The organism is Embleya scabrispora (genome assembly GCF_002024165.1).
In the GTDB taxonomy this organism is placed as follows: domain Bacteria; phylum Actinomycetota; class Actinomycetes; order Streptomycetales; family Streptomycetaceae; genus Embleya; species Embleya scabrispora_A.
The window spans coordinates 1,155,760-1,168,953 of record NZ_MWQN01000001.1 but is presented as its reverse complement, the minus strand read 5'-3'; the positions used below and the strand labels follow the sequence as shown (position 1 = coordinate 1,168,953).

Here is a 13,194-nt window from a genome sequence, read left to right as displayed (position 1 = left end):
TCGTGAATCGGGAGATCCCAGTGAAGATCCTGCCGCAGGACACGATCGTCGACGTGTCCGCCTATCGCACGGAGTACGTGGACGGCCGGCTGCACGCCGTCGGAGACGAACTCGTCGACGCGCTCGTGAAATTGGTGGCCGAGGGCCACGGTGTCGCGGTCTGCCGCGGCGTCGCGCGAACCCTGGCCGGCCACGGTCTGGACGTCCACGACGAACACCACGCCGCGGTCGCTCGCGACTATCTCGAATCGTTGTTCCGCGCGTTCGGCGAGCGGGTGGACGTGGCCGCGTTCAGTCCGGTGACGATCGGCTACGACCGGATCGCCGGGATGGACGTCGACGGCTTCAACAAGAACCGGCACTTCACCCCGAACGACGACCACACCACCGCCCGTGAGTTCCTGACCACCAAGTGTGTGCACTTCGACGCCGCGACGCCGCTGATCGCCAACATCTACGGACCCAACCTCAACATCGTGGGCGGGCTGCCGGTGATCTGCGACACCCGCGCCTACCTCCGCGACGCGGGGGTGTCGCCCGCCGACCTGATCGAGTTGATGCCGCACAGCTTCAACGTGGCGGTCAAGGAGGAGCACGCCGAGCGCATCCTCGCCGACTACGCCGCCGCGGCGGACGTCGACCTGGACGCCGACCTGGTGATGATCGTGCTGTTCAACGAGGTGGACGGGGGACTGGCACACGCCGGTTCGGCCCCGCGACCGGTCGACGCGCAGCAGCCCTCGCGCCGGCCCATCCGGCACCTGGAGTACCAGTTCCCGGACGCCGACGAACTGGCCAAGTGGTACGCGCACTACCGCCTGGAGGTGCCGGCGCCCGGCCTGGAGGTCCCCGACGAGGCCGCGCACGAGCGCTACCACCGGGGCGTGGAAGCGGTCGGCGCCGACGGCGGGAACCCGCGATGACCGCCGAGCGGACCGCGACGGGCGTGCCCGCCATGTCGGAGCGGGACACGAGCGAGCTGGAGGCGCTGCTCGCGGTGCTCACGGAGCGCGACTGGCCCGAGGACATCGACGAGGCCCGGGTGCACTACGACACCTGGGGCACGCCGATCGCCGCCGACGTCGAGGTGACGGTGCGGGCCGGCGGATACGTGCTGACCCCGCCGAACGCGGAGGGCACCCGCACCGGTCTCTACCTGCACGGCGGCGGCTACGTGTACGGATCGTTGCGCAGCCACGGCGGCATGGTCGCGGAGCTGGCCCGGGCCACCCGGTGCCGGATGTTCTTCGTCGACTACCGACGTGCCCCCGAACACCCCTACCCCGCCGCACTGGACGACGCGGTGGCGGCCTATCGCGAACTCCTCGCCGACGGCGTGGCGCCCTCGGACGTGGTGTTCGCGGGCGACTCGGCCGGTGGCGGGCTGACCCTGGCGACCCTGCTCAAGGCCCGCGACCTGGGCCTGCCGCTGCCCGCCGCGGCGGCGTGCGTGTCGCCGTGGACCGACCTGACCGCGTCGGGCGAGACCTACCGGACCCTGGCCGCAGAGGACCCGCTGGTCAGCGCGGACGTGGTCGCCCTGGTCACCGGTTCCTACCTGGCGGGCGCCGCACCCACGACCCCCTACGCGTCGCCGCTGTACGCCGACCCGAGCGGACTGCCGCCGATCCTCGTCCAGGTCGGCAGCCGGGAGATCCTGCTCAGCGACGCGGAGCGATTCGTCGCCGCGCTGGAGCGGACCGGATCCACCGGAGTGCTCGAAGTGTGGCCCGGCATGGTGCACGTGTGGCACCTGCACTACACCCGCCTGGCCAAGGCGCGCGAGGCCATCGACCGGCTCGGCGACTGGCTGCGTTCCCGAAGCGGGGCGGGCCGGTGAGCGAGGACGTCGTCGGACCGCACCGCTTCCGCAACAACCGCACGATGGTGCCCGCGGCCGAGGCCGCCTGGGGGTTGTCCGAGAAGAATGGCATGCTCGGCCTGGTCGTCGAGGCCGTCGACGGCCAGAACCGGCTGCGCGAGCTGAGTTCCGGGCACGAGTTCGCCAACCTGTCGTCGTGCTCGTACCTGGGGTTCAACAGCCATCCCGCGGTGATCGAGGCGGGCCGCGCCGCGCTCGCCGAGGAGCGCATCACCGGCCTGTCCATGGGCGAGTTCCGCATCCGGCTCGGCATCCTGGAACGCCTCGAAGCGGAACTGGCCGAGCACTTCGGGGCGCACGTGCTGCCGTCGGTGTCCTGCGGCGTGCTCAGCGCGGCGATCCTGCCGCTGCTGGCCTCCGGCCATCTCACCGACGGCGAACCGCTGGTCGTGGTCTTCGACCGGTTCGCGCACTTCTCGATGAACTTCCTCAAGCCGATCGTCGCCGACGAGACGCTCGTGCTCACCTGCCCGCACAACGACACGCAGTTCCTGGAGGACGTCTGCAAACGCCACCCGCGCGTGGCCTACGTCTGCGAGGGCGTCTACTCGGTCGGCGGGCAGGCGGACCTGGCCGGGATCCGCGAACTCCAGGACCGGTACGGCATGTTCGTCTACCTCGACGACTCGCACGCGCTGTCCGCGCTGGGCGATCGCGGCGAAGGATACGCACGTCCGGTGTTCACCGACCTCGGCTCCCGGACCCTGATCGTCGCCTCGATCGCCAAGGCGTTCGGCAGCACCGGCGGCATCGCGATGACCGGTGAGCGCGACGTCTTCGAATTCCTCTACCGGTCCGGACCGCTGGCCTGGTCGCAGGGGCTGCGCACGGCCGCGGTCGGCACCACCCTGGGCGCCCTGGACCTGCACCGCAGTCCGGAACTTCGCCGCCGACAGCGACAACTGGCGCGCAACATCGCGCTGTTCGACGAGCGCCTGCGCGGACACGACCTCCGGGGCACCGGATCGCACATCAAGTTCGTCACCGTCGGCGACAACGACCGGGCGGTACGGCTGTCCACCGAGCTGTACCGGCGCGGCTACTACTGCTCGGCGATGTTCTTCCCGATCGTGCCGCGCAACCAGGCCGGCGTGCGCATGATGCTGCGCGGGGACATGCCGACGGCGCTGACCGAACGGTTCGCCGACGACCTCGCGGACATCCTGGCGGGACTGGGATGACCCGCGTGGACACCGACGTCGCCACCGCCGACGTCACCGCCGTGGCCGGGCTGATCCGCGAGGCGCTGCACAGCGGTGCGGTCCGGCGGATGACCGTACCGCTGCGGCAGACCGTCGAGGACGCACGCGGCGTGAAGTACCTTTCCATGCCGGCTGTTTCTCCCGACCTCGGCCTGTACATCGCCAAGGTCGCCACCATCGCGCACGGACCCGGCTCGACCGTGACCTCCGTGGTGCCGGTCTTCGCCACCTCGACCGGCGCACTGCTCACGGTCCTGGACGGCGCGCTCGTCACCAACCTCAAGTGCGCCGCGGTGACCGCCGTGGTCACCGACCGCTGCGCCGCTCCCGACGCGGCCGTGCTCGGCATCGTCGGCGCCGGCGTCCAGGCGTGGCAGCAGTATCTCGGCGTCCGTGCCGTACGCGAGATCGCACACGTACGCGTCCACTCCCGCACCCCCGCGCACGCCGAGGCGCTGTGCGCGCGGATCCGGGCCGCCGGGCGGGCCCGGGCCCTGGTCTGCGCGTCGGCGGCGGAGGCCACCTCCGGGGCCGACGTCGTGGCCACGGCGACCACGTCCGTGGACCCGCTGCCGATCGCCGCGGACCTCCCACGGCACGTGCACGTCAACTGCATGGGCGCGCACACCACGACCTCGCGCGAGGTCTCCCGCGAACTGCTCGCCTCCGCCACCCTCGTCGTCGAATCGATCGAGACCGCCGTCGCCGAAGCCGGCGTGATCCACCGTACGGCGCTCGACCTGGAGGCCCTGGAAACCGGTGACCACCCCGATCTGGCCGGTTGCCCGACCGTGTTCAGCTCCACCGGCCACGCCGCACTCGACCTGATCACCTGCGCCCATCTGGCGCGCCCGTACCGCTGATCGCCGATCACCGATCGCCCGTCCGTTTCGAAGGGAAGACCGCACGTGGGAAACGTCGGCAAGGAAGAACTCACCGGGGCGCACGACAACGACATCCCGGCCGCGTTCGTCGACTACATGACGGGCAACTGGCGCGAGCAGGAGACGACACTGTCCCCCGTGCCGCACGCCGAACGCACGGCCGCCCGGCGCGCCGCGCTGTCGCACGCCTTCCCGGGCGAGACCCTGGTGGTGCCGACCGGACGCATCCAATGGCGCAGCTACGGCGCGCCCTACCCGTTCCGGGGCGGCAGCGACCTGATCTGGCTGACAGCGGATCAGGACCCGAACTCGGTACTGGTCCTGCACCCGATCACCGGCGGCCACGACGCGGTGCTGTACGTCGACCCACGGCACGGCCCGGCGTCGGGTGTCGGCTATCTGGACCGCATCCTCGGCGAGGTCTGGCAGGGGCGCTGCCTGTCGCCGCAGGAGAAGTCCGCGGTGCTGGGCGTGCAGGCGCGCCCGATCGGCGAACTCCCGGCGGCGCTGCGCCGGATCTCCGGTCCCGTGCGGGTCCTGCGCGGCTACGACACCGGCATCGATCGGGAGCTGTTGCCCGCGACGGCCGAGAACGCCGTCCGGGACGCGCTGTTGGCGAGCGTGCTGGCCGAACTGCGGTTGCCCAAGGACGACTGGGAGTTGGCGCAGCTTCAGGAGGCCGTCGACATCACCGTGCGCGGCTTCGAGGATGTCGCCCGCGTGTTGCCGAGCGAACGCGAGGTCTCCGAACGGTTGTTGGAGGGCGTCTTCGCCACCCGGGCGCGACACGACGGCAACGGCGTGGGCTATGCCTCGATCGTCGCCGCCGGGGCGCATGCCACCACCCTGCACTGGGTCCGCAACGACGGCGCGGTCCGGCCGGACGGCCTGCTGCTGATGGACATGGGCGCGGAGGCGCGCAGTTGCTACACGGCCGACGTGACCCGGACCTGGCCCGTGTCGGGCGGGTTCAGCGCCGCCGAGCGGGACGTCTACGACATCGTGCACGCGGCGCGCGACGCGGGTTTGGCGGCGATCGCCCCCGGGGTCGCGTTCGAGGACGTCGACCTGGCCTGCAAGCGGGTACAGATCGAGGGGCTGCGCGACCTGGGCCTGGTCGAGGTCGGCGTGGAGGAGGCGCTCGCGGACAAGCGGCAGCCGTACCGGCGGTGGACGCTGGCCGCGTTCGGCCACATGCTCGGCCTGGACGTGCACGACTGCGGACACGCGCGGCCCGAGCACTACGCCCAGGGTGTGCTGCGCGAGCGCCACGTGCTCACCATGGAACCGGGCATCTACCTGCAACCGCACGACGAACTGGTCCCGGAGGGGCTGCGCGGGATCGGCGTGCGGATCGAGGACGACGTACGGGTGACGGCCGACGGCGCGCGGGTGATGTCGCACGCGCTGCCGGTCGCGGCGGCCGACGTCGAGGCGTGGCTGGCCGCACAACGCGAAGCGGGCCCGCGCCTGCCCGGCGACGACGGCCGCGCGGCGTGAGCGCCGACTCCGCCGCGACCGACGCCGAGCGCGCCGCCGAGGCCGCCGACCGGGAGTTCGCCGTCGTGCTCGCCCGGCTCGGTATCGACATGCCACCGGATCTGGCCCCGGGCGTCCTGGCCGGCTACCGCTCGCTGCGGGCACAGATGCGGCTGCTGCGCGACAGCGAAGGGGGGAGCGCCGATGTCTGAGCCCGACAGCTCATCCGATACCGCGCCCGACACCGCGCCCGATACCGAGCCTTCCCGGCCCGGCGGGCTCGCCGCGCTCTCCGTCGCCGAGGCCGGCGCGCTGCTGCGCGCCGGGCGGCTCACCTCGGTGGACCTCGTGGAGCACGCGCTGGGCCGGATCGAGGCACACGACGCGACGCTGCACGCGTTCGTCCTGGTCCTGCGCGAGCAGGCGCTGCGCCGCGCCCGGCAGGCCGACCTGGACCTGCGCGCCGGCCTCGACCGCGGCCCGCTGCACGGCATCCCGTACGCGCTCAAGGACATCTTCGCGGCCGAGGGGGTGCCGACCACCAACCAGTCCTGGCTGACCGTGTCCGACACGGCCGCCGAGGACAGCGCCGTCGAGGCCCGGCTGCGGACCGGCGGCGCGGTACTGCTGGGCAAGCTGAGCACCTACGAGTTCGCGCTCGGCGGACCGAGCCGGGACCTGCCCTTCCCGGCGGCGGTGAATCCGTGGAACCCGGAGCACATCCCCAGCGGTTCGTCCTCGGGCGCGGGGGTCGCGGTGGCCGCCGGCTTCCTGCGCGTCGCGTTCGGATCCGATACCGCCGGCTCGATCCGCGGGCCGGCGTTCCACTGCGGGGTGGTCGGCCTCAAGCCGACCTACGGCAGCGTCTCCGGCCACGGCGCCACTCCGCTGTCGTACACCATGGACCACTTCGGACCGCTGGGCTGGACGGTGGCCGACACCGCCGCCGCGTTCCGGGCCGTGGCCGGCCCCGACACCCGCGATCCGCGCACCCGCGACGCGCCGGCGGGGCAGGGGCCGGATCGACTCGACGGGGATGTACGGGGGTTGCGGGTGGCGTACTCGACCGCCTGGTACGCCGACGACCCGGCGACCCGCCCGGAGATCGTCGCGGGCATCGAACGTGCCCTGGCCCACCTCGACCGGCTCGGCGCGATCGTCGAGGAGTGCGAACTCCCGCCCTACGAAACCCTGGACGCCTGCGGCCGAATCATCCTGGCGGCGGAGGGCTTCGCCGTACACGAGCACAATCTGCGCGGCTTCCCCTGGTCGTTCGGGCGGTACACCTACCAGAAGCTGATGCCCGGAGCCGGGATCGGCGCGAGCGACCTGCTGCGCGCCCTGGCGGTACGCGGGCAACTCGTCGAGGAGTTCCGGCGCCGGGTGTTCGCCGAGCACGACGTGTTGATCACCGCCTGCGGCCAGGCGACCGCGTCCCGATTCGAGGACTTTCCCACCGACTGGCCGCCGCCGAGGCTGGCCAACGACATGCAGACGATCCCGTTCGCGGTCACCGGACATCCGGCCATGTCGCTGCCGATCGGGTTCGCCGGCAACGGCCTGCCGATCGGATTGCAGCTCGTGGGACGCGAGTTCGGCGAGGCGGACCTGTTCCGGGCGGGCGCGGCGATCGAGGCCGAATTCGGCCGCCGCCACGTCCGACCGCCGGCGTTCGGGACCGGCCCGGACGCCCCGCGCCGTCGACCCGACCCCGATGCGGAGCCCGCCGATGTTCGCCGCTGAGAACCGCCCCTTCCTGGCCGAGTTGGCCGCCGCCCACAAACCCGACGAACTCGCCCTGGCCCGCGCCGCCTCCGACCGGCACCTGCGCGACCTCGGCTTCCTCTTCCCGACCCTGCCCACACACTTCCGGATGGACCGCGACACCCACGACGAACTGCACGCCGCCACCGCTCGGTTGGTCTCGGCGCACGAAAAGGTGATGCGGCACGTGTGCGCGACGTTGTCGCCCACCGAACTGGCCGAGACCTTCCACATCCCGGCGGCGATGGCCGGACACATCGACCGCGCCCGGATGGGCCCGGGCCTCGCGCTGGCCCGGGCCGACATCATTCCCACCGAAACGGGCTACGCCTTCTGCGAGTTGAACACGTTTTCCGGCGTCGGCGCCGGCGAGTGTCACCACAGCGCGAAGTTGTACGCCGACCTGCTCGGCCGCCCGGTCGCGGGCGGGTCGCCGTTCCTGGACCTCGCCCTGCACTACGTGGACCGGTGCAACCGGCTGGGCCTGGAACGCCTGGTCGTGCTCGACTCCGTCCGGCACGCCCGACGCGGCTACGGCCGGGACCAACCCCTGGTGGACTATCTGCGGCTGCTCGCACCCGACCTCGATGTCGCCTACCTCGACGAGACCACCTATCCCGCGCGGTGGCTGCGCCCGGAGCAGGCCCGGAAGATCCTCGTACACCGGCTGATCACCTTCGGCGACACCGACGACGAGGGCGCCTTCCTCAGATCCGTCGCCGACAGCGGCGCCACCATCACGTCCCTGTTCGAGGCCGAACTCGGCATGCACCGCAGGTGGTTCTCGCTGCTGTGCGATCCCGGCCTGGCCCACCTGCTGGACGCCGACGAACGCGAGACGGTGCGCCGCTACGTGCCCACCACCTTCGACCTCGACCCGGACACTCTCGACGACGTGCTCGCCGCCCGCACCGAATACGTCTTCAAACACAGCTACAGCTACGGCGGCGACGGTGTGCTGATCGGCGCCGAACACTCCGCGCCGGCGCTGCGCGCCCGCTTCGTGGCCGACGGCGTCGGCACCTGGACCGCGCAGCGCATGGTGCGCGCCGCCACGCTGGACCTGCCGACCGCCGACGGCACCACCGCCACACATCGGTTCGTGCTCGGCGTCTACGCCTACGGCGATCGTACGAACGGGGCGCTGGTTCGGGCATCGGCCGCGTCCACGGTGGTCAACGCCTCCCGGGGGGCGGTCTCGTGGGCCTTCACCGACTGACCGAGGACGGTGGCCGGTCGTTCGGGGACCGGCGTCCGTCCCGGTGCCCGAGTTCCGTGAGTTCCCGGTGCACGAGCGCCACCAACTGGACCCGGGAGCGCACCCCGAGCTTGCGGTAGATCCGGGTCAGCATCGCCTCGACGGTCTTGACGCTGACGTACAGGGAGTTCGCGATGTCGCGGTTGCCGCGGCCGTCGGCGACCAGGTCGGCGATTCGCTGCTCCGCCTCGGTCAGCCCCGCGAGCCCGGCCGGCGCGCCGGCCCGTTCCGGCCGGGCGGGCGCCCACAGCGGTGCCCCGGCGGCGCGGAAGACCGCCTCGGCCGCGGCGTACGACTCCCTGGCCCGGGCCGGGCGGCGGCGCCGGTGTTCGACGGCCGACCGGGCCAGCAGGACCCGGCCGCACTCCAGCGGATATGCCAGGCGCTCGAAGGTGGCCAGCGCCGTGGTCAACAACTCCTCGGCGGGCGGAAACCGGCCCGCCGCCGCGTGGCACAGCGCCTCGGCCCGGTCCAGCGCGGCCAGCACGCTCCGCCGCGCCAACTCCTCGGCGCGACCCCGGGCCTCCGCCACCGTCAAGGTCGCGGCCTCGACGTCGCCGGCGGCGACCAGGGCTTCGGCGAGGTCGGCGTGGTAGGGGATGGCCGCCGGGTCCCCGATGCACAACTCCCGGGTCAGGTCCCGGACCCGGAGCAGATCGGCCAACGCGCCGGCGGTGTCGCGCCGGAACAGGCGGACGGCGCCGGACAGGTGCAGGCAGTGCGCGGCGAATACCGAATCCGTCTCCTCCTCCGACGCGGCGAGCCCCAACTCGGCGTAGCCGAGCGCCTGTTCCAGTGTGCCGCCGGCGAGTTCGGCGGTCGCCGCCGCGTACCACGGCGGGCCGGGGGAGGCGCCCACGTCCCGGGCCAGCGCCACCAGCCGGGCGGCCTCCTCGCGGGCGGTGCGACCGTCGCCGGTGTGCGCGTGGAGTTGCACCGCGCTGCCGAGCAGCCGGACCAGGTCGGCGGGGCCGTTGCCGTCGCCGACCAGGGGGCGCAGCTCGGCGAGCAGGCGCTCGGCCTCGGCGGGGCGATCCTCCAGAAGCGCGAAGCAGACGGCTACGCGACGGGGGTCGTGGATGATGCGGGCTCCGGCGGTGGTCGGGTCGGGGGCATGCTCGCGGGCTGCGGTCGGGGCGTGGGCGGGGGCGTGGGCGTGCTCGGGGGAAGCGCGGGTCGGCTCGGGGGCGTGGTCGGTGGGGGCGGGGGCCGATCCCGGGGTGGGAGCGGCGGCCTGCCCGGGGTTGGGGCCGTGCCCGGTGCCCGGGTCGATTCCGGCATGCGGCTCCGGGTCGACCCCGCCATCCTGCTCGGGTGTCCGGCGCCGGGGTGCGGGCCGCCTTCCTCCCGGGTCGCGCCCGGCGGCCGCGTCCGCGCCCGCTTCCGCCGCCGCGCCCGCCTCCAGGGCGCGGCGCAGGGTGTCGACGTGGTCCGGGGTGCCCCGGCCCTGTTGGATCCGGGCCGCCATGGTCAGTGCGGCGGCTCGGCCCGCCGGGTCGCCGGCGCGTTCGGCCCACGCCACCGCGTGCTCCGCGTGGATGAGGGCGTCGGCCGGATAGCCCCGGTCCAGGTGCGCGCTCCAGGCCAGCCGCAGATGGGCCGCCGAAACCAGTGCCGGTTCGGCGGCGGCGGTGGCGTCGGCCAGGGCCTGGGCGGCGACGTCGGCGAGCAGCGCGGCGCCTCGCCCGGCGGCGTCCAGGACGGCGAATCCGGCCCGGGCGCGGGCCGCCGGTCCGGCCCGGGTGCGTATCAGGCGGTCGAGCGCGGTCCGGGCCAGGTCGAAGCGCCCCGCGGCCTCGGCGTCCCGGGCGGCGGTCACGAGCAGGTCCGGGCGACCGCCGCCGGCGCGGTCGACGGCGAGGAGCCCGAACTCGGCGGCCCGGATGTGGTCGCCGCGCCCCCGGGCACTCGCGGCGGCCTCGGCGAGGCCCGGCACGAGTTCGGGCGCGGTCTCGGTCGCGCCCAGCGCGCACGCCGCGTGCCAGGCCCGGTCGTCGGCCGCGAGCGAGGCCGCCGCCAACACCCGGTGCGCCCGGCGTACCGCCTCGCCGCCCGCCTCGGCGACGATCCCCTCCCGCAGCACCGGCGCCGTGAACACCACCGCCCCGGCCGTCACCCGGACCACCCCCGCGGCCTCCGCGGCGGCCAGCGCGGCCTCGGCCGACGATCCCGCGGCTCGACGTACACCGGCCGGCGTGGGCTCCGCCGCGAGCGCGGCCAACAGCAGTACCCGGCGCACCGGTTCGGCCAGGTCGGCCAGCCGGGCGCGCATCGCGTGGCGCGCGTACGGGGCCAGCGGGGTGGCGTCCAGGGCATCGATCGGGATCCCGGCGCGGGCCAGCCCGGCGGCGATGTCCGAAACCAGGCGCGGACTGCCGCCGGTCGCCGTGTGGATCCGGGCGGCGGCCCGCAGCGGGATGCCGAACGAGCGCACCACCGCGATCGATTCCTGCGGCCCCAGCGGCGGGATGCCGATCTCGACCGCGCCGCCGCCCAGCACGTCGTGCGGCGACGGTCCGTCCGGGCGCAACGCGGCGAGCAGCGACACACTGCCCCGGCTGCGCCGCGCCGCGAACCCGAACACGTCCAGGCTGCCCGGCCCCCACCACTGCACGTCGTCGGCGGCGAGCAGCGGCCGGGCCCGCCGCCCCCAGGCATGCAGGCAGGACAGCACGGTGACCCGGAAGGTGGTGGTGTCCGGCTCGGGCCCGCCCACCCGGCGCAGCACCCAGTCCATCGCCGACCGCTGGAGATCGGACAGTTCGCCGCGCACCTCGGCCGGACACGCGGAGAACAGGTCCATCAGCGGCGCGTAGGCGATCTGCGCGTCGGTGCGGGCCGAACTGAGCCGGACCACCGGATCCCCGGCCGCCTGCCACGCGGAGCAAACGTCGTCCAGCACCTGCGACTTGCCGAACCCGGTGGGTCCGACCACCGCCACCGCGCCGGCCCGCCGTAACTGTCCGCCTACCTGATCCACCAGCGGGCGGCGCGTGGTCATCGCAGCGACGCCATCCAGGCCTCGACCTCGTCCGCGCCACGCGGCAGTGCGGCGGACAGACACAACGCGCCGTCGGCCGTGATCAGGAAGTCGTCCTCGATCCGGACCCCGATGCCGCGCAGTTCCTCCGGGATGGTCAGATCGTCGGGCTGGAAGTACAGGCCCGGCTCGACGGTGAGCACGTGGCCGGCCTCCAGGGTGCCGCCCAGGTAGTTCTGCCGGCGGGCCGCGGCGCAGTCGTGGCAGTCCAGGCCGAGCATGTGGCCGGAGCCGCAGATGGTGAAGCGGCGGTACAACCCCGAGCCGGGCGCGAGCGCGGCCTCGGCGCCTCCGGGCAACAGGCCCCAGTCGTCCAGCCCTTCGGCGACCACGCGCATCGCGGCGTCGTGGAAGTCGCCGAACGGCGCACCCGGGCGCAGTGCCGCGATGCCGGCCGACTGGGCGGCGAACACCAGGTCGTAGACGCGGCGTTGCACGTCGCTGAAGCGCCCGTTGACCGGCAGGGTCCGGGTGACGTCGCCGGTGTAGAAGGAGTCGGCCTCGATGCCGGCGTCCAGGAGCAGCAATTCGCCGTCGCGTACCGGGCCGTCGTTGTGCATCCAGTGCAGGACGCACGCATGCGCCCCGGCCGCAGCGATGGTCTCGAAGCCCAGACCGTAACCCTCCAGGCGGGCCCGCCGGTTGAACGTGCCCTCGACCCAGCGTTCGCCCCGGGCCAGGGTCGTGGCATGCCGCAACTCGCCGACCACATCGTGGAATCCGGCGACCGTGTAGTCCACGGCCGCGCGCATCTGCTCGATCTCCCACTCGTCCTTGACCAGTCGCGACTCGGAGAGCCAGGTGAGCAGTTCGGCCTCCGCCTCGGCCGGACGCACCGCCGGGATCAGCGCGTCGACGAGCGTGTCCTCGCCGCGTACCACCCGGGTCGGCACGTTGCCGCCGAGGGCGCGTTCCAGGTTCTCGCGCGGGGCGGACTCGATTCCGAGCGCGTCCGAGGTCTCCGCCAGTGTGCGCCGGCGGCCGACCCAGAACTCGCCGTGATGCCGGTCGCTGTACAGCTCCGCGCCGTTGGGGCCGCCGCGCGGGGATCGCTGCCGGGTGAACAACACGACCGAGTGGCCGGTCCCGGTGGGTTCGAAGACCAGCACGCTGTCGGGAACGGCCTGGGTGCCCTGTTCGGCGGTGAGGTGCACGAACGCCGAGTGGGGGCGGAACGTGTAGTCGAAGTCGTTGCTGCGGGTCTTCAGCCCGCCCGACGGGACCACGATCCGTTCGCCGGGAAAGCGCTCGGACAACGCCGCGCGCCGCTTGGCCGCGTAGGCGGCCCCGGGCAGGGGAGGCAACTTCCGGCCGGTGTCCGCCCATCCCCGCCGGAAGGACTCGGCCAGCGCGGCCGACACCTCACGGTCGTGACTCTCGATCCCGTCGGTCTCTCGCTGCCGCTCCACCGTGTGCCCCGAATCGTCGTCGCCTGGTTTCGAAGGACGGTACCATTTCACATGTGACACTTCTATGGCCTCGCAGGCATTGCCGAGGCCGACACGGCGGTTGATCGCGGCGGTGCGTCGAGCGGCGGAGCGGTCGCCCGGGAACGGGCGGCGGCGCGCCCGGATCGCCGGCCGCGCGAACACGTGGGTGCGGGGGCGCGCGAGTACGCGTTCGGCCCACGAGGGCCGGTCCGGTGCGGTCGGATACCCGTAGGAGACCTGTCGTGGCGGTGTGGG

At 73.4% G+C, this 13,194-nt stretch carries 10 protein-coding genes; 8 read left to right on the top strand and 2 right to left on the bottom strand.

Annotation, left to right across the window (positions count from 1 at the left end):
• The first annotated feature begins 20 nt into the window (after positions 1–20).
• The 8 genes from B4N89_RS05200 to B4N89_RS05165 are packed head-to-tail and all read left to right on the top strand — an operon-like array spanning position 21 to position 8,430.
• A complete protein-coding gene (locus tag B4N89_RS05200) occupies positions 21–923 on the top strand; it encodes a hypothetical protein (protein WP_078974678.1) in 903 nt (300 codons plus the stop codon).
• Positions 920–1,840 carry an alpha/beta hydrolase gene (locus B4N89_RS05195; protein ID WP_078974677.1) on the top strand — a complete coding sequence of 307 codons (921 nt, stop codon included), beginning with the start codon at positions 920–922 and terminating at the stop codon, positions 1,838–1,840. The genes B4N89_RS05200 and B4N89_RS05195 overlap by 4 nt, the downstream gene beginning before the upstream one ends.
• A complete protein-coding gene (locus tag B4N89_RS05190; protein WP_078974676.1) occupies positions 1,837–3,063 on the top strand; it encodes an aminotransferase class I/II-fold pyridoxal phosphate-dependent enzyme in 1,227 nt (408 codons plus the stop codon). The genes B4N89_RS05195 and B4N89_RS05190 overlap by 4 nt, the downstream gene beginning before the upstream one ends.
• A complete protein-coding gene (locus tag B4N89_RS05185; protein ID WP_078974675.1) occupies positions 3,060–3,947 on the top strand; it encodes an ornithine cyclodeaminase family protein in 888 nt (295 codons plus the stop codon). Before B4N89_RS05190 ends, B4N89_RS05185 begins: the two co-directional genes overlap by 4 nt.
• 45 nt (positions 3,948–3,992) lie before the next feature.
• On the top strand, positions 3,993–5,468 hold the full coding sequence (locus B4N89_RS05180) for an aminopeptidase P family protein (RefSeq protein ID WP_201260788.1): 1,476 nt from the start codon (positions 3,993–3,995) through the stop codon (positions 5,466–5,468).
• Positions 5,465–5,659: a hypothetical protein gene (locus B4N89_RS05175; RefSeq protein ID WP_078974674.1), complete on the top strand. Its 195-nt coding sequence runs from the start codon at positions 5,465–5,467 to the stop codon at positions 5,657–5,659. Before B4N89_RS05180 ends, B4N89_RS05175 begins: the two co-directional genes overlap by 4 nt.
• The gene (locus B4N89_RS05170) at positions 5,652–7,190 is read left to right on the top strand and encodes an amidase (protein ID WP_078974673.1); all 1,539 of its coding nucleotides are present in this window, start codon (positions 5,652–5,654) and stop codon (positions 7,188–7,190) included. The genes B4N89_RS05175 and B4N89_RS05170 overlap by 8 nt, the downstream gene beginning before the upstream one ends.
• Complete coding sequence (locus B4N89_RS05165) at positions 7,177–8,430, top strand: circularly permuted type 2 ATP-grasp protein (RefSeq protein WP_143657846.1); 1,254 nt, start codon at positions 7,177–7,179, stop codon at positions 8,428–8,430. The genes B4N89_RS05170 and B4N89_RS05165 overlap by 14 nt, the downstream gene beginning before the upstream one ends.
• Here B4N89_RS05165 and B4N89_RS05160 read toward each other — a convergent pair.
• Complete coding sequence (locus B4N89_RS05160; RefSeq protein ID WP_078974671.1) at positions 8,420–11,470, bottom strand: helix-turn-helix domain-containing protein; 3,051 nt, start codon at positions 11,468–11,470, stop codon at positions 8,420–8,422. The genes B4N89_RS05165 and B4N89_RS05160 overlap by 11 nt on opposite strands.
• Positions 11,467–12,891: an aminopeptidase P family protein gene (locus B4N89_RS05155; RefSeq protein ID WP_414646405.1), complete on the bottom strand. Its 1,425-nt coding sequence runs from the start codon at positions 12,889–12,891 to the stop codon at positions 11,467–11,469. The genes B4N89_RS05160 and B4N89_RS05155 overlap by 4 nt, the downstream gene beginning before the upstream one ends.
• Positions 12,892–13,194 lie beyond the last annotated feature (303 nt).

Coding starts and splice junctions, on each gene's coding strand:
- B4N89_RS05195 (WP_078974677.1), top strand. CDS start 920: ATGACCGCCGAGCGGACCGCGACGGGCGTGCCCGCCATGTCGGAGCGG.
- B4N89_RS05185 (WP_078974675.1), top strand. CDS start 3,060: ATGACCCGCGTGGACACCGACGTCGCCACCGCCGACGTCACCGCCGTG.
- B4N89_RS05170 (WP_078974673.1), top strand. CDS start 5,652: ATGTCTGAGCCCGACAGCTCATCCGATACCGCGCCCGACACCGCGCCC.
- B4N89_RS05165 (WP_143657846.1), top strand. CDS start 7,177: ATGTTCGCCGCTGAGAACCGCCCCTTCCTGGCCGAGTTGGCCGCCGCC.
- B4N89_RS05160 (WP_078974671.1), bottom strand. CDS start 11,470: ATGACCACGCGCCGCCCGCTGGTGGATCAGGTAGGCGGACAGTTACGG.